This is a genomic window from Allobosea sp. BE125, assembly GCF_031456075.1.
Lineage (GTDB): Bacteria > Pseudomonadota > Alphaproteobacteria > Rhizobiales > Beijerinckiaceae > Allobosea.
In genome coordinates, this window is the sequence record NZ_JAVDTY010000001.1 from 18,117 (window position 1) to 38,838 (window position 20,722).

Below are 20,722 nucleotides of genomic sequence, written 5' to 3' on the forward strand. Positions count from 1 at the left end.
TCATTCCTTGCTGTCGTCTTTCGCGAAGTCCCTGGCCGGTTCGGACGGGGGCTGCGGCTCCGGAGGCGCATCTTCCGTGGCTTCGTCTTCGATCTTGTGTTGCCGTGCGCGGCGGACCGGCGCGACGGGCTTGGCCGGCTTGCGCGCCTCGATCTCGCGCCCGACCGCCTTGGCGATGCCGGCGAGCGATTGCTCGATGCCTTCCAGGCCTTTGACCGCGAGTTCGGGGACAGGCGGCGCCACCTCCATCTCGGCCAGGCGCTTGTGGATGACATAGTTGAGGTCGCTGGTCACTCGACCGACGATATCGACTTCGGCGACGACGCAGATCAGGTCGAAATCCATCGTCGTGGTGCCGAGCTTCTTGAACAGCACGTTCGGCGGCGGTTTCTGCAGCACGTCGCCATGCGCGGTGGCGGCCTCCGACAGCATGGTGCGGACCTCGGCGGGGTCATAGGTGCGCGGCACCGCGATGGAGATCAGCACGCGCCCGGTCCGATCGTTGCGGACCCGGTTGCGGACGACGCCCGAGATCAGGTTCGAATTGGGCACGATCACCGACGAGCGGTCGAAGGTCGCGATTTCGGTCGAGCGCACATTGATCTTCTTGACGATGCCTTCCGCGTCGCCGACGACCACCTGATCGCCGACGCGGATCGGGCGCTCCCAGAGCAGGATCAGGCCGGAGACGAAATTCGACACCACCGATTGCAGGCCGAAACCGATACCGACCGAGAGCGCGCTGGCGACCAGGGTCAATCGTTCGAGACTGAGGCCCAGCGACGAGAAGGCGATCGCGACCGCCGCCGCGTAGCCGAGATAGCCGGCGGCGGTGGTGATCGAATTGCGCAGTCCGGTGTCGAGCTTCGTCGTCGGCAGGAATTTGCCGTCGAGCCAGCCCTGCATCGAGCGCGTCGACATCAGGCCGAGCGCGAACAGGAAGGCGGCGATGATGATCGAGGACAGCGAGACGGTGACGCCGCCGACCTGGAAGCCGAAGAAGGCGGCGCGCAGCGAGGAGAAGAAATCGGCCGACTCCAGCCCCCAGGGCGCCAGCGCCAGCATGATCGTGATGATGATCAGGATCAGCTTGAGAAGACCGGTGCCGACCACCGCGATCTTCTGCAGCGTTGCCTCGCGAATGCCGATTCCGGCCTTCAGTGTCAGGGCGAAGCGGCCCTTGCCGGTCAGCGCCCGGGCGACACCGAGTTCGAGGAACTGATAGAACAGCATGAACAGGCAGGCGAGGACGCCGATCCAGAGCACCTGCTCGGTCAGGAAGGTCGCGAAGACGACATAGCCGCTGAGCGCTGCCAGCACGATGACGAGGCCGACGACCCAGCCCAGGATCCGCACCGGGCCGAGGCTGGCGCCATCGACGGGCACATAGGGGCCCAGGCAGGCCTCCTCCTCGACCTCGTCGTCATCGCGCAATTGATACAGGCCCGCGATCAGGGTCAGCGCGAAGACGATGGCGAGGGCGCCCTTGATCAGGATCGAGACCGCGAGCCCGGCCGCGATCGCCTGCAGCCAAGCTTCCATCACCTTGCCGATCGCCATCACCAGCGCGAGCGAGCTTGCGATCCAGACGACGGTGCGCGCGGTCGAATCCATCACGCTGACGAGGCGACGCTGCGGCGTGCCCGGTGCGAAGAGAGCGTCGGCCAATGCCTGGATGAAGGCGAAGCTGGCGAGCCCGATCACCACGGCCCAGACCACGGGCTGGATGCGCGGCGGCAGCAATCCGGTGGTGTTGAGCGCGGAATAGATCAGCCAGCTCGCAAGAGCGGGCGGGGCGGCGCCGGCGACGAGATGGGTGAGCGCGACATAAAGGCAGTGCAGGCTGCCGGGGTCTTCCGTCGCGCCGACATGCGCCTTGAAGCGCGGCAGGTAGCGGGCGCGGGCGACGTAGAGCAGGATGGCGCCGATGAAGGAGACCGCGACGAACAGACCGCGCGCGCCTGACAAGGCATCGCCGAAGACCGACAGCCAGCCGCCGAAGATATAGCCGGAAGCGCGCAGATCCTCCGGCAAGGTGGTCAGCGCATTGCTCCAGAGTTCCGGGCTGAGGATCGATGGACCCGGCGCGAAGAGCGCCTTGGCGAACAGGTCGCGGCGCTTGTCGCTGATGCCGGTCTGGAGCTGTTCGGCCTGGAGCTGCGCCGCGCGGGCGATCTTCATCGTCTCGTCGGCGTCGGCGAAGGCCTTGGTGCGGGCGTCGCGTTCGCGCGCGACCTCGGCGCTTTCAGGCGGCGCGCTGGCGTCGGGCTTGGCGCCGAGCTGGTCGAGCCGCAACTTGGCCTGGTCGACGCGGGGGCCCTGCTCCTCGACGATCCCGCGCAATTGCTCCAGGAGCGGCTGCAAGCGCAGCCTCTGGCGCTGCAGGTCGGCGTCGCTTGGGCTCGGGGCCGCCAGCGTCGTCTCGATCTGGTTCAGCTCCAGGCGCGCGGCATCGAGTTTTGCCCGGCCGGGATTGGGGTCCGGCGTTTGGGCAAGGGCCTGAAGCGAGCCAAGGAGGAGGGCAAACAGCGCAGCCGCCAGCAAGGCCGTGAGCCTGCGCCCGGCAGGCACGGTGCGGCCATGGTCTGGGGTGGGAGAGGGGGCTCGCCCCGCCTGCGCAGGCATTCCGGTCGCGCCTCGCTGAGACTGATTCGCTTGGAGGCCAACCCTCGCCTTGCGAGCGTCTTCAAGGCAAGGCGACGAGGAAGAATGCGTGACGGCCGGCAATGGGAGAACCTTGTTGCGCAGATGGGGCTGTTGGCGAAGAAAACATCATATTGCCGCGATGCCTGCGACAGGCGGGTCGATGGCTCGCGGCCGTCATTGACGACAAACAGGACATGAAGATGGCGTCGAAGCGGGAAATCCGGTGCGTCTCGGCATTTGGTTGAGCGGATATTCGTTTCGCCGGGCTTCTGCAGCGTTGCCATCGCCGCGAAGAGGGATTTTAGAGCGATTTCCAATCCAATTGGATCGTTCAATTGCTCCTGCCCTTCGTTTTAACGCGCTTTCTCCGCGCAAACGCTTCGCGTTTGTCGTTGGGGAACCGGTATCCACTTCGCTTGAAAACACTCTCATCAAAGAGTTAGAGCTGCATCGACGCGAAAAACCGGTTCCCACTTTTTCGCATCCTGCTCCAGGACGGACCCTGTCCTCAGCGCGGTCGCTGGACGCAGCGGCGCGAGCGCGTTGAGCCAGACGTCGCCGAAGCCAGCGAGTCGCGGGTCTTCTGCTGTCTCGCCCCAGTCACCTCGCGGACCTGTCCCTGCGGGCAGCGTCCGTCATCGACCAAAATCACCTCGCCGCCCTTGAGCTGGCCGGGTGGCGGTTCCGTGCGGAGCACCTGCTGGGACATTGCCGGCACGGAGAGAGCGATGCTGCCCAGCATTGCGGCCATTACCAGCGACCATCGCATCGCAAACCTCATTGCGCCCGCTGCGCCCGGAGAGGCGCGATACCACGTCACGACACCAGCTTAGCCCGGCCCCGCGCTCCGCGCACCTCCCGGACATGTCAGGTCTTGTCCTTGCCTTTCGGCTTGGCTCGATTGCGGTAGCTCGCATTGCCGAGCCCGGTGCCGATCGTCAGCACGGCCCAGTGCTCGACATCCTGCATCCCCGGCATTTCGCTCAAGCCCTGGATGACGGCGTCGTTGTGCATCACGATCTGGGTCTCGTGCTCGCCGATCTCGGGCACCATCTCGCGGATGCTGTCGACGAGGTTGAAGCGGCTGCTTTCCCAATTGCCAGGCAGGTTCTGCGCGCCGCGGTCGATCGATCCGTCGGGCTCGATCAGGCCGGGGCAGCCGAGGCCGATGAAGGGGGCCACGCGCAGGCCCGCCTTCAGGGCCTGTCGGATCTGGCCGTTCAGCATCTTGCCGAGGCGCTTGATCGCGGCGTCGCGGCTGGGTTCGTCGTCGATATGGCGCCAGAGCTCCGATTCCCAGACACGGGCCTTGCTCAGATCAGGCGCCTTGTCCTGGCGCAGCTCGACGATGCCGGCGCGGATGTTCGAGCCGCCGATGTCGACCGCGACGAGGCTGTCATAGGCCCCGAAGATCCATGACGGTGCGAGATGGGCACTGCCGACAAGCCCGGCCTCGTCGGGATGATGGCGGATCGGCCTGAGGTCGATCTCGCGGCCCTCGGTGCGGAGGAGGATGCCGGCGCGGCCGATGGCGAGCTCGCCGATTCGGCTTTCGCGAAAGCCGCCGCCGATGGCGATGCGCTCGACGGGCGCCCAGGATTTGAGCTTGATGAAGCGGCGGATGACGAAGGCGAGCGACTGGGCGAAGCTTTCGATCGCGCTCAGCACGAGCGCGGCCTCATGCGGTTCGCCCTTGAGCAGCAGCTCGTCAAGCTCCTTCTTGCTGATCGCGGCCGTGTCGCCGGCCAGCGGATCGTCGCCGGTCTTGCGCAAATGCCGGCGCAGCGCATCGAGGTGGTCGACGAAGGCGCCACGGCTCGCCTTGTCGCCGATGAAGCCGTCCTGATCGCGGATTTCGAGGTTGTAGCTGGTGAGATGCACGGAGGGCAGCTCCGCCGAGCCATTGGTTCGGTGATTGCGCGTCGTGTCGGCCGTGGCGGCGCCCATGCGAAGGTTCCTCGTCTTGCGGTTCAGTCTGGCAACCCAGGACGGCTCGCAGGGTTCCCCGGGCAGGCTCGATCGGAGCCGTCCTTGCATGTCCCGCATGAGCGCAGGGCGCTTGACCGGCTGCGCCGATATCCGCTCCATGGCGACAGGGTGACTGAGAGACGATGCGGGAAAGATCCTCGCAGCGTGGATCATCCTGGCTTGGGGGCGACGACGATGGAATTCCTGATCCGCGCGATCGTGATCGGCGCTGGCGCCACCTTGCTGCTCGATATCTGGGCGCAATTGCTGCAACGCGTGGCCGGCTGGCCCGCGCCGAATTGGGCGATGCCGGGGCGCTGGTTCGCGCATCTGCTGCGCGGGCAGTTCGCGCATGAGGACATCGGGCGGGCGCAGCCTGTCGCAAACGAACTCGCGATCGGCTGGGCGTTCCATTACGCCGTCGGCATTCTCTTCGCGGCTGTTCTCCTGGCGCTTTGGGGGCTCGGCTGGTCGCGCAGCCCGACTTTCGGTCCTGCACTGATCGTCGGTCTCGTCACGGTCGGCTGCGGCTGGTTCATCCTGCAGCCGGGCATGGGGGCGGGCATTGCCGCCTCCAGGAAGCCCAACGCCTGGACGATCCGGGCACTGAACATCGTCGGCCACATCGTCTTCGCGGTCGGGCTCTACGGCACGGCGCTGCTGACCCGCTGAGCGAGGGTCTCCGGGCAGGCCGGTCCAGCCGGCAGGTCAATCCAGGATGCGCGTCTCGTAGCTGTAGAGCCTGCGGAAGCCGAGGCTGTCGTAGAGGCCGATCGCGACCTCATTGGTCTGGTCCACCTGGAGATAGGCGCTGCCGCAATCCATGAGGCGCGCCCAGGACATCAGCCCGGAAACGATGCGCCGGCCCAAGCCATGGCCGCGATGGTTGGCGTCGACCACGATCGTACCGATCTCGGCCATGCCGCGCTCTGCGACGCCCATGCCGTAGGCGACGGGCTCGCCCGCGATCAGCAGGGTCGCGAAGGCGGCTGGCATCCTGATCTTCTCGACGATGGCGGCGAGATTGCCGGCATGGGTCTTCACGCCGGCCTGGCGCGCGGCGACGCCGGCGATCCAGTCGGCACTCGGGCGCGCCTCGATCTGGAGCTCGGGGTCGATCTCGAGCGTGACGCCATCGAGAGCCGCGATCATGCCGAAGGATGCATCCTTGAGGCGATAGCCGCGCGCGATCACCTCGGTGCGCGTCGCCTCACCGGTCAATGGCGTCAGCCGCACGGAAGGCGGTAGCCCGTCGGCCCGGTAGAGCTCCTCGATCATCGCCAGCGTCGCCTCGTCGAGTTCCGCTCCGGGCTTCAGCGGCGTGGCGGCATTGGCCCGGCCGGAATAGCCATTGGCGAAGCGCACGACCCAGTCATCGATCAGCAAGGTCGCGGGCGCAGGCCAGGCATTGACGATGCGCCGCTCGCATTCGAGCGCCAGCGCAAGGTCGTCGGCATTGTCGGATATCATCAGGTTCCCCAGGGCTTGCGCGGCGTCGGGCGCCAGTCCGGCGGCGCCATCTCGAATCCGGAAAAAGCGAAGCCGGGCGCGACTGTGCAGCCGACCAGCGTCCAGGCGCCCAGCGAAGTGGCGCTCTGCCACGTGCCTGCCGGCACCACGAATTGCGGCCGCTGCCCGGCTCTCAGATCGGGACCGAGATGATGCGCCGAGGCATCATGGCCATTGGGCGAGATGCTGATCACCAGCGGCGCGCCGGCATAATGATGCCAGATCTCGGCGGCATCGACCCGGTGCCATTCCGAGGTCTCGCCGGTGTCGAGCAGGTAGTAGATCGCGGTGGAGAAGCCGCGCCCTTCCGGACCGGCCTCGTCGCGGAAGGTCTCGCGGTAGTGGCCGCCTTCGGGATGGGGCTTGAGGTCGAGCAGGCGGATGACCTCGGCCGCGCCGAGGCCGTCGAGTGAAGAATTGCTGTCGAGCGAGGGCTTGTCGAGCGAGGTATTCATGCCGGCCGTCCTCAGAATGCGTTCTTGGCTTCGCGCAGCGCTGCAAAAACCTCGCCGGGGGCGGCACCGGCCTTGCCGACTGCGGCAGCAAGCGCAGCCTCTCCGGCGCGGAAGAAGGGGTTGGTCGCCTTCTCCTCGCCGATCGTGGTCAGCGCCCAGAAGCGGCCTTCCGCCTTGGCGGCCTCGGCCTGCGCATAGCGGGCCTTGAGCGCTGCGTTGGCTGGGTCCATCGCGATGGCGAAACGGGCATTGGACAGCGTGTAGTCATGGCCGGTGATCAGGCGGACATCGTCGGGCAGCGTCATGATGCGATCGAGCGAGGTCCACATCGCGCCCATCTGGCCGGGCTGGACCCGCCCGCAGCCCATGACGAAGACGACGTCGCCGACGAGCGCCAACTTGGCACCGATGCTGGCGAAGGTCAGGTGGCCGCCGGAATGGCCTGGCGTGTGCCAGATCTCGAAGCTGTCATTGCCGAGCTCGACGCGGTCGCCCTCGCCGAGGATGCGGTCGAGCGGGGCGGAATCGGCGGCATCGGCCGGCCCGCAGACGAAAGCTCCGGTCGCCTCCTTCAACTCGGCCACGCCTTGCGTGTGGTCGTGATGGGCGTGGGTGACGAAGATGTCGCTGATCGTCCAGCCCTTGTCCTTGGCGGCGGCGAGGACGGGCGTGGCGTCGGGCACGTCGACAGCCGCGCAGGCCTTCGTCACCGGGTCGAAGATCAACGCGCCGGCATTGTCGCTGAGGGTGCGGAAGATATGGAGATCGAGGGACATGCGAGGCTCCGGCGCGGGGGGCAGGACAGGGGGCCGCCCTGAATGCGCCATGGCCCGGCTTCTATCAAGTCGAGTGGCTTGCTAGCCGCAGGTGCTTGCAAGCCACTCGACTTGAGGCGCGAGGTTCAAGCTTCCCCAAGCAGGCGGGGGAAGGGGAGCGGTTCAGCCGAGCCTTCTCTTGCGGCCTTCCCTTGCAGCCTTCTCTTGCAGCGGTCACTTGCAGCCCTTGCTTTGGCTGCGCTGCCGTTCCATCTCAGGCTCATGCCACTCGACGTCGTCGACCTTCGCGCCTTCTACGCAAGCCCGCTCGGCCATGTCGCGCGGCGGTTCATCGGCAGGGCGATGCTGCGCTTCTGGCCCGACTGCTCGCGCCAGCGCGTGCTGGGGCTCGGTTTCTCCACGCCCTATCTCTCCGTGCTCGGCCTTGGCGCCGAACGGGTGCTTGCCTTCATGCCGGCGGCACAGGGCGTGGTGAACTGGCCCTCCGAGGGCTTGTCGGCCTCCGCGCTGGTCGAGCCGACCTTGCTGCCCTTGCCCACGGCTTCGGTCGACAGGGTGGTACTGGTGCATGCGCTGGAGGAGACCGAGAGCCCCGACGATCTGCTGGAAGAGGTCGGGCGCGTGCTCTCGCCGGGCGGACGGATGATCGTCGTCGTGCCCAATCGCCGCGGACTCTGGGCGCGGATGGACGGCACGCCCTTTGGCCATGGCCGCCCGTTCAGCCGCTCGCAGCTCCAGGCGCTGATGCGCGCCGCCGAATTCTCGCCCGAGAACTGGGCCGAGGCGCTCTATGTTCCGCCGCTGAAGCGGCATCTGCTGATGCGTTCGGCGCCCGCCTGGGAGCGGGCCGGCGCAGGCTTGTCCCTGCCCTTCGCCGGCGTCCATGTCATCGATGCCACCAAGCAATTCTATCGCCGCGCACCCTTGCGCGCGACGCGGCGCAGCTTTGCCTTCCGGCCGATCCTGCTGCCACGACCGACCCCGACCCAGCGCGCGGCAAACCCGCCTGGAGACGGTGCGGCGGGTTGACAACGGCCGCGACGCGCGGCCAAGGTCCGCCGCTTTTCGCGAACCCGGTTCCGCCCATGCGCCACGCGCGGACCTGCCGGCGCGGAACCTGAACTGGATCACGATGCGAAGCTATTTGGATTTCGAGAAACCGGTCGCCGAACTCGAGGCGAAGGCGGATGAATTGCGCGCCCTCGAGGCGAAGGGTGAAGGCTATGCGCTCTCCGAGGAGATCGGCAAGCTCGACGCCAAGGCCAGCCAGGCGTTGAAGGAGATCTATGCCGCGCTGACGCCCTGGCAGAAGACGCTGGTCGCGCGCCATCCGCAGCGCCCGCATTTCAAGGATTACTGCGCGGCGTTGTTCAGTGAGTTCACGCCGCTCGCGGGCGACCGGGCTTTCGGCGAGGATGAGGCGATCGTGGGCGGTTTCGGCCGCTTTCGCGGCGAAGCCGTCTGCATTGTCGGGCAGGAGAAGGGCGATTCGACCGAGACCCGCATCCGGCACAATTTCGGCATGCCCAAGCCCGAGGGCTATCGCAAGGCGGTGCGCCTGATGGAGATGGCCGGTCGTTTCGGGCTGCCGGTCCTGAGCTTCATCGACACGGCCGGCGCCTATCCCGGTATCGAGGCGGAAGAGCGCGGCCAGGCCGAGGCGATCGCGCGCTCGACCGAAGCTTGCCTGGGATTGCGCACGCCGAGCGTGGCGCTGGTGATCGGCGAGGGCGGTTCGGGCGGCGCGATTGCGATCGCTGCGGCCAGCCGCGTGCTGATGCTGGAGCATGCGATCTATTCGGTGATCTCGCCGGAAGGCGCGGCCTCGATCCTCTGGCGTGATACCAAGCGTGCGCAGGATGCTGCGACCGGCATGAAGATCACCGCGCAGGACCTCCTGAAATTCGGCGTCATCGATCGCATCGTCAGCGAGCCGGCGGGCGGCGCGCATCGCGATCCTCAGATGGCGATGGTGCGGGCGGGCGATGCCATCGCCTCGGCGCTGTCGGATTTCGCAGGCGTGGGCGCCGACGACATCGTCAGCCGCAGGGCAGAAAAATTCCTCGCCATCGGGCGGGCGATCTGACGTTAGGTGAGGCCTTTTTTGCGGTGTGCCGACGGCCGCCGCCGTTAGGAAGGCGTTGACCATATGGCTATGACGGAGCAGCCTGTGGTAAGGAACCCTCAAGGCTAACGCTTCTACAACTGAGCAGCCGGCACAATTTGGCCGTGTTGCATAGTCAGTGGTCGTGCTTCCGCCGGCCGTTCGATGGGATTGACGACGTGGCATTCAAGCACTTCGCGCTCGTGGCTTTCGTTGCATTGTCGCTGGGCGCTTGCGAGGAGGACCGCTATCGCGGCTCCGCCAGGCATAATATCCCGATTCCGTCGGCGACCTATACGCTCATGTCCGAGAAGGGCATGAGCAAGGATCAGCCGATCCTGATCCGCTCCTACAAGAAGGAGTCTGAGCTCGAGATCTGGAAGCGCAAGGCCGACGGGCAATATGCGCTGCTCAAGACCTTCCCGATGTGCCGCTGGTCCGGCCAGCTTGGCCCGAAGGTCCGTGAAGGCGACCGCATGGCGCCGGAGGGCTTCTACGCCATCACGCCGGCGCAGATGAACCCGAATTCGGCCTATTACGTCTCCTTCAACATGGGCTACCCCAACGCCTATGACCGCTCCTATGGCCGCACCGGCGCGCATCTGATGGTGCATGGCGCCTGCTCCTCGGCCGGCTGCTATTCGATGACCGACGATCAGATCGGCGAGATCTACGCGCTTGTCCGCGAGGCCCAGAATGCCGGCCAGAAGGCGGTGCAGATGCAGGCGTTGCCCTTCCGCATGACGCCGGAGAACCTGGCCAAGCACCGACTCGATTCCAACATCGCCTTCTGGAAGAACCTGAAGGAAGGCACCGATTATTTCGAGGTGACGAAGGACGAGCCGCCGGTCTCGGTGGCGGGAGGCCGTTACGTCTTCAGCAACGGTGCCGATTCCTCCGTCGCCCAGGCCGTGCAGCAGAAGCGCCAGCAGGACGAGGTGCAGGTCGCTGCGCTCGTCGCCAAGGGCACGCCCGCGATCAAGCTGATCTATGACGATGGCGACTCGCACGCTTCGTTCAAGCGCACGCTCGTCGCCGGCGGGTCCGATTCGCTGAACCGCACGGCGACCTGGGCCTCGCGCGATGTCGGGGTCAGCCGGCCCGACGCCATCACCGGCGGTCCGCGCGTGCTCGTGCTCGACAATCTGGGCAAGCCGAAAGCCGAGTTCCGGGCGGCGTCGGCCGATAACGACGCCGTGCTCGCCGCGGTTGCGGCCGCGCCTGAAGTGAACCAGCTCGAGACCGCCAGCATCGCCAAGCCGAGCCCGGCCAAGGTCGAGGCGCAGCCAAGGGGCGTAACTGGCAAGCCGGCATCGGCTGCCGCAACGCAGGTCGCCAAGGCCACTGCAGGCGCTGCAGCCGCACCCGTGGCGATCGATGCGCCGTCTGCCCTTGCCCCTACCCCTGCCGCACCTGCCGCGGTGCCCTTCTATCAGCGGGCGCTCAGCTTCGTTCCGTTGATCGGCGGCTCGCAGCAGCAGCCGGAACAGGCGCAGGAAGCCACGCCGGTGGCCTCGGCCGTGCCGGATTCGCCGACCAATATCCGGGCTCCCCTGCCGCCCCGGCGCGCCACTGGCTTGCGCACCTCGCGGCTGGATCAGTCGGACGCGGGCTATTCCAGTCAGCCCGTGACACGCTGATGGGTTGCATCCGGGCGCTTGCGCCCGGTATGCGTGACGGAAATATCACAGCATTCTGCTTTGTCGGCGAAGCCCGTTTTGAATGCATCGAAACGTGACTCTGACCGGGATATTGCCCGCTTCCTGGGCAACCTGCCGAAAAGCTCGGCTTGCTGAATCAGGCGATCCATTGGCTTCATAATGGCGAAAGCGCGGCACGTTGCGCTGGCATTTCGACATTTGACGGAGCTGATGATGGCTTTCGATTTCTTGCGGTCTTCCGTGATGGGTACGGCGCTCTCCCTGGCGATGCTGTCGGGTGCCGCGCATGCGTCGGATCTTCCGAGCAAGAAGGGCGCTCCGGTTGCCCCGGTGCCTCCGGCGATCACCTGGTTCGATATCGCCGTCACCATCAAGGCGACGACTGACTATAATTTCCGCGGCATTTCCCAGTCGGATCGCAAGCCCGCCATCCAGGGTGGCGCCGAACTGCAGATCTACGACAATCTGTTTTATGTCGGCGTCTGGGCCTCGAGCGTCGATCTCGTCACCAACCCGCCGGCGGAAGTCGATTTCACCGCTGGTATCCGCCCGAAATTCGGCCCGGTCTCCTTCGATTTCGGCGTGATCCAGTATTACTACCCGGATGAGAGGCGCTATATCGACAATCTCGGCACGATCTGGACGCCGAAGAACACTGATTTCTTGGAAGTCGCCGGCAAGGTTTCCTATAACTGGGAAGACAAGGTCACGATCGGCGCCAACGTCTTCTATTCCTGGAACTGGCTCGGCACCGGCGCGAGCGGCACCTATGCCTCCGGCACCGCCAAGTACAACCTGCCCTTCCTCGAGGGCCTCTCGGTCTCGGGTGAGTTCGGTCGCTACTGGCTCGGCACGACCAACACCAACATCGCCTTCCCCGTCGCGATCCGCCTGCCCGACTACAATTACTGGAATGTCGGCCTGTCCTACACCTGGAAGAACCTGACGGCGGATATCCGCTATCACGACACCAACCTGTCGAAGTCCAAGTGCTTCACGCTGACCTCCGATCCGAGCGGCATCACGCGCGGCAATGCCGGCGGGGCCTACGGCTCGAAGTGGTGCAACCCGACGGTCGTCGGCTCGCTCTCCTTCGACATCACGGCGAGCAGCCTCGGCGTCTTCGCGCCGAAGTAACAACTCCCATCAGGGATGAGACCCAGAAGGCCGCTCGCGAGAGCGGCTTTTTTCATTGGCCGGGGTGTTGTCGGTTCGGTCGACAGTCCGGCTGGAGTGGGAACTGCCTTGGCGCGGAACCACTGCGTCATCCTGGGCGACCGTAGGTCGTCCCAGGATCCATCGTAGAGCTCCGGAGCCCTCCGATGGATCGCGGATCTGCGTCGCTTACGCGGCTTGTCCAGGATGACGACGCGCTTCCGAGCGAAGACGGCAGAAGGCTAGGATTCCAGCGCCTTTGCGACGCGGCGCATCATCTCGCCGACCGCGTCGCATTCGGCATCGCTGAGCACCGTCATCATCGCCTCGATGCGCGCGACATGGATCGCCATGGCCTTGCGCGTCAGGGCCTCGCCCGTCGGCGTCAGCCAGAGCCTGCGGACGCGGCGGTCGGTTTCGTCGCTGCGCCGCTCGACGAGTTCGCGCCGTTCCAGCTCGGGCAGCAGCATGCTCATGGCGCTGCGGCCGACGAGGAGCTTTTCGGCAAGCGCCTGCTGCGTCAGCCCCGGCGTGTGGAAGATGTTCGCAAGCACGTCGTAATGGGCGACCTGAATGCCGAGCGGGGCAAGCGCTTCGCTGAAGACCTTCTTCCAGAGCGCGTGGATGCGCGCCACCGCGATCCAGTTGCGAAAGCGCGGCAGATCCCAGGGCAAGGTCTGGGTCTCGACGAAGCCTGTATCGTCAACCTCTTGCTTTTTGTTCATGGATGAACATAATAGTTCAGCGCTGAACTAATGCGGATATGAGCCATGGCTGACATTGCACTCCGTCTGTTGCGGCCGTTGATCCGGGTCTCGAGCTTCCTCGCTCCCAAGACCAGTGGCCGCCTCGCCTTCAAGGCCTTTTGTACCCCGCCGCGCCGCCTACAGGGAAATGCCAATCGCAAGGGGGCGGCCAGACCCGCGACCACGCGGCTACAAGCGAGCGAGGCGGTCTCGATACCGTTCCCATGCGGCTCGGTGGCGGCTTATGTCTTCAATCCGCCCGGCGCCGATCCGGTGGAGCAACGCCCGACCGTGATCCTGGTTCATGGCTGGACGGGCGCCGCCGTCTTCATGACCGCTTTCGTCGCGCCTCTGCTGGCGTCGGGCTTTCGCGTCGTGGCCTATGATCTGCCGGCCCATGGCGCCTCGACCGGCAGCGAGCTCAACATTCCGCTCGGGGTTGCGAGCCTGGCGGCCGTGGCGCGCGCCTTCGCCCCGGTGCATGCCATCGTCACGCATTCCTTCGGTGGCGCGATCGCGCTGGCGGCGCTCGCCGGCACGGTCCCCGGCCAGCCGGTGGTCAAGGCGAAGCGCCTGGCGATGATCGCCGCGCCCTCATCGATGACGCTGGTGACGCGGCGCTTCGGCGCGGCGATCGGCCTTGGTGCGCGTGGGCAAGCGGCGCTGGAGCGGCGCATTCATGTCGTCGCCGGCGCGCCGGTCACGGCCTTCGAAGGGGCGGCCCAACTGGCGTCGGTCGGCTTGCCGGCGCTGATCGTGCATTGCCGCGACGACAAGGAGCTCGGCTTCCAACATGCGGAAGCGCTGGCGACGGCAGGGCCCTTCGCCAGGCTCGTGCCGATGAATGGGCTCGGGCATCGCCGTATCCTGCAGGCGAAACCGGTGGTGGAGGCGGTAACGAGCTTCGTGACGGCGTGATCGGTTCTAAAAGTTTAGAGCATTGCCCTTGCGAAAAACCGGCACCCACTTTTTCGCGCAAGGCTCTAGCGCTCAGACCCAACCCATCAATTCGCGCCGGACCAGGGCTTCGAGCACGTCGATGCTTTCAGCGGAGTCGTTCAGGCAAGGCAGATAGGCGAAGCGCTTGCCGCCATTGTGCATGAAGATCTCGCGGTTCTCGACATCGAGCTCCTCGAGCGTCTCCAGGCAGTCGGCCGAGAAGCCTGGCGCGACGATGGCGAGCGATCTGGTGCCCGCCTGTGCCAGCGCCTTGACGGTCTCGTCGGTATAGGGCTGTAGCCATTCATCGGGTCCGAAGCGCGACTGGAAGGTCAGCCTGAAGCGCTCCGCCGGCAGCCCGAGCTCCTCGCGCAACAGGCGCCAGGTCTTGACGCATTGGCAGTAATAGGGGTCGCCCTTGAGCAGATACTCCTTGGGCATGCCATGGAAGGAGCAGAGGATGATCTCGGGATCGAAATCGAGCTTCGCCAGCGAGCTACGCATCGAGGCGGCCAGCGCTTTGATATAGGTCGGGTCGTCATGATAGGGCGGGGCCACGCGTACCGCCGGCTGCCAGCGCATCTCCATCAAGGCGCGAAAGGCCTGGTCGCAGGCCGTGGCTGAGGTTGGCGCGGCATATTGCGGGTAGAGCGGCACCAGCAGGATGCGGTCGCAGCCCTGGTCCTGCAGCGCCTTGATCCTGCTCTTCACATCGGGAAAGCCGTAGCGCATCGCCCAATCGAAGATGACGCGCTCGCCGGTCACGGATTTCAGGCGCTTGGCGACTTGTTCGGTCTGCGAGCGCGTGATCGTCTTGAGCGGCCCCTCATTGCGCTCATTGTTCCAGATCGAGGCGTAGTCCTTGCCCTTGCGGCCCGGCCGCGTCGTCAGGATGATCAGGTTGAGGATCGGCCACCATTTCCAGCGCGGTTCCTCGATCACCCGCCGGTCGGAGAGGAACTCCTTGAGATAGGCCCGCATCGGCTTGTAGCTCGTGCCTTCCGGCGTGCCGAGATTCATCAGCAGGACGCCGATGCGGCCGGCTGCGACCTTGGGGTGGTCGGAGGGCAGGCTGACGACCGGCATCGCGGCGGCTGGACTGGTCTCGACTGTCATGGCGCAGACTTTCCTTTGCCCGTGATTTAGACGAGTTCCGGTTTTCGTCCAGTCGCGAAGCGCGCCAGGCAGGGGGGTGCGACACTAGAGCCGGATGATTTCAGATGGGTCACAAAGTGATCTCATCTGAAATTCGAATCGGTCTCTCATCAAGGAGTTAGAGCAGGGTCGATGCGAAAGCCGGTTCCCACTTTTTCGCATTCTGCTCTGGCGAACGGGCCTGCGCCCGCACTGGCCAATGCGGCCCGGGCTTTGCTAGTTTGCAGCGGTTCTCAAGCAGAGGCTCCCACCATGCCCGCACTGACACGCCGCAAGGCGCTCGGCGTCATCGCCGCTCCGGCGGCGCTCGCCGCGACCGGAACCATGGCGCAGATGCCGGCTCCCGCCTTCACGCTGCTTCTGGTCAACGACATCTACAAGATGAGCGACGACAAGGGCAAAGGCGGCTTCGCGCGGGCTGCCGGCATCGCCAGGGCCGAGCGGGCCAAGGGCGTGCCGGTGCTGTTCTGCCATGCCGGCGATTGCTACTCGCCCTCGCTGATGTCGGGCTTCGACCAGGGCGCCCATATCGTGGCGATGCAGAACAAGATGGGGCTCGACGTCTTCGTGCCGGGCAACCACGAATTCGATTTCGGCAAGGAGAACTATCTCAAGCTCGCCGCCGCCCAGACTTATCCAACCTTCGCCGCCAATCTGCGCGATGCAAGCGGCAATGTCTTGCCCGGCCACAGGGATTCGCAGATCTTCGAGCTCGGTGGCGTCAAGGTCGGCGTCATCGGCACGACCTATGATCCGACACCGCAACTCTCCAACCCCGGCGACCTGAAATTCTCCTCGACCATGGAGGCGCTCCAGCGCGAGGCGCGGACCTTGAAGGCGCAGGGCGCCGACATCCTCGTCGCCGTCGTCCATGCCGAGCGCCGGACCGATCTCGAAATCGTCCGTTCGCGCGTCGTCGACATCGTGCTGACCGGCCATGACCATGACCTTGCCATCGCCTATGACGGCAAGGTCGTGATGGTGGAGTCGAATGAAGAGGGCAATTACGTCACCGCGATCGACATCGCGGTGAGCATCACGGGCGAGGGCGCGGCCCGGCAGGTCTCATGGTCGCCGACCTTCCGGGTCAATGACAGCCGCGCCGCCACGCCCGATCCCGAGGTCGCCGCGATCGTGAAAGGTTACGAGACCGAGCTCTCGAAGGAGCTCGACATCGAGATCGCGACGCTCGCCGCCCCGCTCGATTCCCGCACCGGCGTCATCCGCACGCAGGAGACGGCGATCGGCAATCTGATCTCCGACGCTATCCGCGCCTCGACCGGTGCACAGCTCGCCATCACCAATGCCGGCGGCATCCGCGCCAACAAGCAATATGCCGCCGGCTACAAGCTGACGCGGCGCGATGTGCTGAGCGAACTGCCCTTCGGCAATGCCACGATCATGGTCCAGATCACCGGCAAGGACGTGAAGGACGCGATCGAGAACGGCCTGGCCCCCGCCCCGCAGGGCTCGGGCCGCTTCCCGCAGGTCTCTGGGCTGACCTTCGAGGCCGATATCAAGCGCCCCGTCGGCCAGCGTGTCGTCTCGATCAATGTCGAGGGCAAGCCGATCGACGAGGCGGCGAACTACACCGTCGCCTCCAACAACTTCATGCTCGCCGGCGGCGACGGCTACACTTCGCTGGCGCGCGGCAGGACGCTGATCGGCCTGACCGACGGCAAGCTGATGGCCAATGAGGTGATGGTCTATCTGCGCCGGCTCGGCACGATCGACGCCAAGGTCGAGGGCCGGGCGATTCTCAAGTGAATGGCTATGAGGCGGCGCTCGCCGCGTTCCTGGCGACGCCGGTGTCAGAAGGATGGCGCGATCTCGCCGTGTTCCACGACGGGGCGGCGGCGCGGGCTTGCGTCCGGGCTGATGCAGAGGTCGCGGCCGGCCATGTCGTCGCGCCCGGGCCGGGGCGGGCCTTTGCAGCGTTGGCGACGACGCCTTTCACTGGGGTCCGCGTCGTCATCCTGGGCCAGGATCCCTATCCGACGCCGGGCGATGCGAATGGGCTTGCCTTCTCCTATGTCGGTCCGCGGCCCCTGCCGCGCTCGCTGGTCAATATCTACCGCGAATTGCAGGACGATCTCGGCGCAGCGGGGCCTGCGAGCGGCGATCTGACGGTGTGGGCGCGGCAAGGCGTGCTCCTGCTCAACACCGCGCTCACCGTCCGCGAGGGGGCAAGCAAGGCGGGCTCGCATCTGGCGCTCGGCTGGAGCGCCGTCACCGACGCGATCATCGCCAGCGTCTCGGCCCGCCGGCCCCATGTCGTCTTCCTGCTCTGGGGCAACCCCGCACAGGCCAAGCGCGGATTGATCGACGAGACGCGCCATCTGGTGCTGGCGAGCGCACATCCTTCGCCGCTCTCGGCGCGGCGCGGATTTTTCGGGTCGAAGCCGTTTTCGAAGGCGAATGCGTGGCTGGAGGAGCGGGGGGAGAAGGCGATTGCGTGGTGAGGCGCAGGGAACCCCTCTCCTGCATCGAAGTCGGGTAGACCCGACTTCGACACTTTGAGTGCTGATCTCGGGCAGACCCGAGATCAGTGAGAGGGGCAGGGGTGAGGTGTAGGCCCCTGGACCAGTTGCGTGGAAGCCTCACAGCGTGGCAGCGGTTGGCACACGGCCAAAACGTCAAACGGCCGACCCCTCACCCTGCCCTCTCCCTACGGGAGAGGGTTCCCCGCGCCCTTTCGGCAATGCAGCGCGCTATCCCACAGGCCGCTCGTCCGCGATCACCTTGCCGTCATTCGGCAAGGCCCCGAGCGGCAGGATCTCGACGGCGCCTCTCAGCTTGGTGACCTGCTGCAGGGTCGAGGAGACCGCATCGATAAACCCGGCGGGTTCGGCATAGATCTCAGCCTTCAGCGTCATCGTGTCGACCTCGTTGGCGCGGCCGACGACGAGGCGCAGCTTGGCGATCTCGGCATGGCGCTTGGCGATCTCGGCGACCTGCTCAGGGCGCACGAACATGCCCTTGACCTTGGCGGTCTGGTCGGCGCGGCCCATCCAGCCCTTGATGCGGATGTTAGTGCGCCCGCACGGGCTCGCGCCCGGCATGACGGCGGTGAGATCACCGACCGCGAGCCTGATCTGCGGGTGGTGCGGGTCGAGATTGGTGATGACGATCTCGCCGACCTCGCCTGATGCCACGGGGTCGCCGGTGCCGGGCCGCACGATCTCGACGATCAGGTTCTCGTTCAGCACCATGCCTGCGCGCGCGCTGGTCTCATAGGCGATCACGCCGACATCGGCGGTGGCGTAGAGCTGGTAGGCGTCGATGCCGTGCTCCTTGACCCAGGCCTGGAGCGAGGGCGGGAAGGCTGCGCCGGAGACCACGGCGCGCTTCAGGCAGGAGATGTCGACGCCGCGCACTTCAGCCGCCTCGATCAGGATCTTGAGGAAATCGGGCGTGCCGGCATAGCAGGCGGGCTGGTAGGCCGAGATCACCTCCATCTGCTGCTCGGTGTTGCCGGGGCCGGCCGGGATCACGGCGCAGCCAAGTGCACGCGCGGCCGAATCCATGATGAAGCCGCCCGGCGTCAGATGGTAGCCGAAGGTGTTGAGCACGACGTCGCCGGCCCGGAAGCCCGCCGCGTAGAGCCCACGGGCCGCGCCCCAGGGATCGCTGCCGGTGCTCTCCGGCTCGAAGATCGGACCGGGCGAGGTGAAGAGCCGGCCGAAGGAGCCGAGCGGCGCCGAGACGAAGCCGCCGAAGGGCAGGGCGGTCTTCTGGAGCGCGGGCAAATCGGCCTTGCGCAGGATTGGCAGGGTGGAGAGCGAATTGCGATCGGTGATCGCGGCCGGGTCGATGCCGGCGAGCCGCTCGGCATAGGCCGGGGTCTTCAGGGCGGCCGCGAGCACAGCCGGCAGCCGGGCGAAGAGGTCGGCCTCGCGGGCATCGGGCGAGCGGGTTTCGAGGGCGTCGTGATGCTCGCTCATCGGTCAAATCCTCACGAAAACGGGCCGCCTCGTCTCAGCGGATGATCCGCAGCAGGCGGAGAAAATTCAGGAGGCCGATCAGGGCCCCGGCGACATAGGTGAAGGCAGCGGCGCGCAGCACGCCGCGCGCGGCGGGCAGGTCGCGCGAGTCGAGATAGCCGTCGGCGGTCAGGATCGGCAGCGCCTTGCCGAAACTGGCATCGAGCTCCAGCGGCAGCGTCACCAGATGCACGACGAGCCCGACACCGAGCAGCGCGATGGCGAGGCCGAACTGCATCAATCCGATCGAGGGCACGCGGGTGAGGATGGCGACGAGCGGGGCCGTGATCATGATCCCCATCGCGACCTTGTCGAAGATGCCGAGGAAGCGGGCGAGCGCGGTCCGCCAGGCGAAGAGCACGCTGCCCTGATGATGCTGGATCGCATGGGCGACCTCATGGGCCGCGACCGCGACGGCAGTGATCGAGCGCCCGTCATGATTGTCGGGGGAGAGCCGCACGGCGCGGGCGCTCGGGTCGTAATGGTCGCCGCTGGGCGTCTGCTCGACGGTGACCGAACCGAGCTGGAAGCGGTCGAGTAGATGGCGCGCGAGCTCACCGCCGGTGCCGGGCAGATCGGGGCGATCCGAGGCGTGCCGGCTCATCTCGTGACGGACCCAGGCTTGTGGCCCGAAGACCAGCAGGATCACCAACAGGGCCATGACGAGATAGAGCATGGGATGCCACCTTGCGGTCCATCGACTCAGGAGAGCCAGCGCTTGCGGCGTTTATAGCTTTTGACCTCTCGGAACGACTTTTTGTTGCCTTCGGCGACGCCGAGATAGAACTCCTTCACGTCCTCATTCTCGCGCAGCATCGCAGCTTCGCCATCCATCACGACGCGGCCGGTCTCCATGATGTAGCCATAGGTCGCGTAGCGCAGGGCCATGTTGGTGTTCTGCTCGGCGACGAGGAAGGAGACGCCATCCTCGGCATTGAGCCGGCGGACGATCTCAAAAATCTCCTCGACGATCTGGGGAGCGAGCCCCATCGAGGGCTCGTCGAGCAATATCATCTTGGGCTTCGACATCATGGCGCGGCCGACCGCGCACATCTGCTGCTCACCGCCCGAGGTGTAGCCGGCCTGCGAGGTCCGGCGCTGCTTCAGGCGCGGGAAGAGCTCGTAGATTTTCTCCAGGTCGCGCTTGATCGCGGCGTTGCCGTCGCGGCGGGTGAAGGCGCCGGTCAGCAGGTTCTCCTCGATCGAGAGATGGCCGAAGCAGTGCCGCCCCTCCATCACCTGGATGCAGCCGCGCCGGACCAGCTCGTTGGGCGACATCTTGTCGACGCGCTCGCCCTCGAACACGATCGAGCCTTTGGTGACCTCGCCGCGCTCGGCCTTGAGCAGGTTCGAGATCGCCTTCAGCGTCGTGGTCTTGCCGGCCCCGTTGGCGCCGAGGATCGCGACGATGCCCTTGCGCGGGACATGCAGGGAGACGCCCTTCAGCACGAGGATGACGTGATCATAGATCACCTCGATATTGTTCAGCGACAGGATGTTGTCGGTGGCAGCGCTTGTGTTGGGCGTTTCGAGTGTCGCTATCGACATGGCGGTTCCCCGGCAGTGGGCAATCGGCAGTCGGCAGTCGGGTCGGCAGCCGGAAAAACCGACTGCCGATTGCCCAC

Annotated in this window: 19 protein-coding genes; 8 read left to right on the forward strand and 11 right to left on the reverse strand. The window is 66.0% G+C overall.

The annotated features are described in order from the left end of the window. From J2Y55_RS00095 to J2Y55_RS00105, 3 genes are all read right to left on the reverse strand, one after another. Positions 1 to 2,625: a DUF3772 domain-containing protein gene (locus J2Y55_RS00095; RefSeq protein WP_310146375.1), complete on the reverse strand. Its 2,625-nt coding sequence runs from the start codon at positions 2,623 to 2,625 to the stop codon at positions 1 to 3. Between the two features lie 529 nt (positions 2,626 to 3,154). Next, entirely contained in the window at positions 3,155 to 3,427 is a 273-nt protein-coding gene (locus J2Y55_RS00100; RefSeq protein WP_310146377.1) for a DUF6719 family protein, read from the reverse strand. A gap of 86 nt (positions 3,428 to 3,513) precedes the next feature. After that, complete coding sequence (locus tag J2Y55_RS00105; protein WP_310146380.1) at positions 3,514 to 4,593, reverse strand: ROK family protein; 1,080 nt, start codon at positions 4,591 to 4,593, stop codon at positions 3,514 to 3,516. 216 nt (positions 4,594 to 4,809) lie between these two features. Here J2Y55_RS00105 and J2Y55_RS00110 point away from each other — a divergent pair, with 216 nt between their 5' ends. Continuing rightward, positions 4,810 to 5,286: a DUF2938 domain-containing protein gene (locus tag J2Y55_RS00110; protein WP_310146381.1), complete on the forward strand. Its 477-nt coding sequence runs from the start codon at positions 4,810 to 4,812 to the stop codon at positions 5,284 to 5,286. Between the two features lie 36 nt (positions 5,287 to 5,322). Here J2Y55_RS00110 and J2Y55_RS00115 read toward each other — a convergent pair whose 3' ends face one another. Genes J2Y55_RS00115 through gloB form a run of 3 tightly spaced genes read right to left on the reverse strand, consistent with a single transcriptional unit; the run spans position 5,323 to position 7,354 of the window. Next, positions 5,323 to 6,084, reverse strand: coding sequence for a GNAT family N-acetyltransferase (locus tag J2Y55_RS00115; protein ID WP_310146383.1), 762 nt, complete (start codon positions 6,082 to 6,084; stop codon positions 5,323 to 5,325). After that, a complete protein-coding gene (locus J2Y55_RS00120) occupies positions 6,084 to 6,578 on the reverse strand; it encodes a cupin domain-containing protein (protein ID WP_310146385.1) in 495 nt (164 codons plus the stop codon). The genes J2Y55_RS00115 and J2Y55_RS00120 overlap by 1 nt, the downstream gene beginning before the upstream one ends. Positions 6,579 to 6,589: 11 nt before the next feature. Continuing rightward, positions 6,590 to 7,354, reverse strand: coding sequence for a hydroxyacylglutathione hydrolase (gloB, locus tag J2Y55_RS00125; protein WP_310146387.1), 765 nt, complete (start codon positions 7,352 to 7,354; stop codon positions 6,590 to 6,592). A gap of 261 nt (positions 7,355 to 7,615) precedes the next feature. On the opposite strand from gloB, the gene J2Y55_RS00130 reads away from it, so the two are divergent. The 4 genes from J2Y55_RS00130 (at position 7,616) to J2Y55_RS00145 (ending at position 12,256) form a co-directional block, all read left to right on the forward strand. Further along, entirely contained in the window at positions 7,616 to 8,383 is a 768-nt protein-coding gene (locus tag J2Y55_RS00130) for a class I SAM-dependent methyltransferase (RefSeq protein ID WP_310146389.1), read from the forward strand. A 103-nt stretch (positions 8,384 to 8,486) separates the two neighbouring features. Continuing rightward, entirely contained in the window at positions 8,487 to 9,440 is a 954-nt protein-coding gene (locus tag J2Y55_RS00135; RefSeq protein WP_310146391.1) for an acetyl-CoA carboxylase carboxyltransferase subunit alpha, read from the forward strand. Between the two features lie 197 nt (positions 9,441 to 9,637). After that, entirely contained in the window at positions 9,638 to 11,098 is a 1,461-nt protein-coding gene (locus J2Y55_RS00140) for a murein L,D-transpeptidase family protein (protein WP_310146393.1), read from the forward strand. A 234-nt stretch (positions 11,099 to 11,332) separates the two neighbouring features. Further along, the gene (locus tag J2Y55_RS00145; RefSeq protein ID WP_310146395.1) at positions 11,333 to 12,256 is read left to right on the forward strand and encodes a TorF family putative porin; all 924 of its coding nucleotides are present in this window, start codon (positions 11,333 to 11,335) and stop codon (positions 12,254 to 12,256) included. Positions 12,257 to 12,516: 260 nt separating this feature from the next. Here the strand turns inward: J2Y55_RS00145 and J2Y55_RS00150 are convergent, their stop codons facing one another. After that, positions 12,517 to 12,999 carry a MarR family winged helix-turn-helix transcriptional regulator gene (locus J2Y55_RS00150; protein WP_310146396.1) on the reverse strand — a complete coding sequence of 161 codons (483 nt, stop codon included), beginning with the start codon at positions 12,997 to 12,999 and terminating at the stop codon, positions 12,517 to 12,519. 45 nt (positions 13,000 to 13,044) lie between these two features. On the opposite strand from J2Y55_RS00150, the gene J2Y55_RS00155 reads away from it, so the two are divergent. Beyond that, a complete protein-coding gene (locus tag J2Y55_RS00155) occupies positions 13,045 to 13,938 on the forward strand; it encodes an alpha/beta fold hydrolase (RefSeq protein WP_310146398.1) in 894 nt (297 codons plus the stop codon). Positions 13,939 to 14,010: 72 nt separating this feature from the next. Here J2Y55_RS00155 and hemH read toward each other — a convergent pair whose 3' ends face one another. Beyond that, complete coding sequence (gene hemH, locus J2Y55_RS00160) at positions 14,011 to 15,075, reverse strand: ferrochelatase (protein WP_310146399.1); 1,065 nt, start codon at positions 15,073 to 15,075, stop codon at positions 14,011 to 14,013. Positions 15,076 to 15,366: 291 nt separating this feature from the next. On the opposite strand from hemH, the gene J2Y55_RS00165 reads away from it, so the two are divergent. Both J2Y55_RS00165 and ung read left to right on the forward strand, forming a co-directional pair. Then, a complete protein-coding gene (locus tag J2Y55_RS00165; protein WP_310146401.1) occupies positions 15,367 to 16,881 on the forward strand; it encodes a bifunctional metallophosphatase/5'-nucleotidase in 1,515 nt (504 codons plus the stop codon). Then, positions 16,878 to 17,576 (forward strand): uracil-DNA glycosylase, encoded by a 699-nt coding sequence (ung, locus tag J2Y55_RS00170; protein ID WP_310146403.1) that lies wholly within the window; start codon positions 16,878 to 16,880, stop codon positions 17,574 to 17,576. Before J2Y55_RS00165 ends, ung begins: the two co-directional genes overlap by 4 nt. 249 nt (positions 17,577 to 17,825) lie before the next feature. Here ung and J2Y55_RS00175 read toward each other — a convergent pair whose 3' ends face one another. The 3 genes from J2Y55_RS00175 to J2Y55_RS00185 are packed head-to-tail and all read right to left on the reverse strand — an operon-like array spanning position 17,826 to position 20,645. Further along, positions 17,826 to 19,058, reverse strand: a complete 1,233-nt coding sequence (locus J2Y55_RS00175) for a phenylacetate--CoA ligase family protein (RefSeq protein ID WP_310146406.1) — start codon at positions 19,056 to 19,058, stop codon at positions 17,826 to 17,828. A 34-nt stretch (positions 19,059 to 19,092) separates the two neighbouring features. Beyond that, positions 19,093 to 19,773, reverse strand: coding sequence for a zinc metallopeptidase (locus tag J2Y55_RS00180; RefSeq protein ID WP_310146407.1), 681 nt, complete (start codon positions 19,771 to 19,773; stop codon positions 19,093 to 19,095). A gap of 26 nt (positions 19,774 to 19,799) precedes the next feature. Next, a complete protein-coding gene (locus J2Y55_RS00185) occupies positions 19,800 to 20,645 on the reverse strand; it encodes an ABC transporter ATP-binding protein (RefSeq protein WP_092174960.1) in 846 nt (281 codons plus the stop codon). Positions 20,646 to 20,722: the final 77 nt, after the last annotated feature.

Excerpts from the sequence above, each read along its gene's own strand:
- J2Y55_RS00100 (WP_310146377.1), bottom strand. The coding sequence starts at position 3,427 with ATGAGGTTTGCGATGCGATGGTCGCTGGTAATGGCCGCAATGCTGGGC.
- J2Y55_RS00145 (WP_310146395.1), top strand. The coding sequence starts at position 11,333 with ATGGCTTTCGATTTCTTGCGGTCTTCCGTGATGGGTACGGCGCTCTCC.
- J2Y55_RS00095 (WP_310146375.1), bottom strand. The coding sequence starts at position 2,625 with ATGCCTGCGCAGGCGGGGCGAGCCCCCTCTCCCACCCCAGACCATGGC.
- J2Y55_RS00120 (WP_310146385.1), bottom strand. The coding sequence starts at position 6,578 with ATGAATACCTCGCTCGACAAGCCCTCGCTCGACAGCAATTCTTCACTC.
- J2Y55_RS00185 (WP_092174960.1), bottom strand. The coding sequence starts at position 20,645 with ATGTCGATAGCGACACTCGAAACGCCCAACACAAGCGCTGCCACCGAC.
- J2Y55_RS00150 (WP_310146396.1), bottom strand. The coding sequence starts at position 12,999 with ATGAACAAAAAGCAAGAGGTTGACGATACAGGCTTCGTCGAGACCCAG.
- J2Y55_RS00180 (WP_310146407.1), bottom strand. The coding sequence starts at position 19,773 with ATGCTCTATCTCGTCATGGCCCTGTTGGTGATCCTGCTGGTCTTCGGG.
- J2Y55_RS00110 (WP_310146381.1), top strand. The coding sequence starts at position 4,810 with ATGGAATTCCTGATCCGCGCGATCGTGATCGGCGCTGGCGCCACCTTG.
- gloB (WP_310146387.1), bottom strand. The coding sequence starts at position 7,354 with ATGTCCCTCGATCTCCATATCTTCCGCACCCTCAGCGACAATGCCGGC.
- J2Y55_RS00130 (WP_310146389.1), top strand. The coding sequence starts at position 7,616 with ATGCCACTCGACGTCGTCGACCTTCGCGCCTTCTACGCAAGCCCGCTC.
- J2Y55_RS00135 (WP_310146391.1), top strand. The coding sequence starts at position 8,487 with ATGCGAAGCTATTTGGATTTCGAGAAACCGGTCGCCGAACTCGAGGCG.
- J2Y55_RS00165 (WP_310146401.1), top strand. The coding sequence starts at position 15,367 with ATGCCCGCACTGACACGCCGCAAGGCGCTCGGCGTCATCGCCGCTCCG.
- hemH (WP_310146399.1), bottom strand. The coding sequence starts at position 15,075 with ATGACAGTCGAGACCAGTCCAGCCGCCGCGATGCCGGTCGTCAGCCTG.
- J2Y55_RS00155 (WP_310146398.1), top strand. The coding sequence starts at position 13,045 with ATGGCTGACATTGCACTCCGTCTGTTGCGGCCGTTGATCCGGGTCTCG.
- J2Y55_RS00115 (WP_310146383.1), bottom strand. The coding sequence starts at position 6,084 with ATGATATCCGACAATGCCGACGACCTTGCGCTGGCGCTCGAATGCGAG.
- J2Y55_RS00105 (WP_310146380.1), bottom strand. The coding sequence starts at position 4,593 with ATGGGCGCCGCCACGGCCGACACGACGCGCAATCACCGAACCAATGGC.
- J2Y55_RS00175 (WP_310146406.1), bottom strand. The coding sequence starts at position 19,058 with ATGAGCGAGCATCACGACGCCCTCGAAACCCGCTCGCCCGATGCCCGC.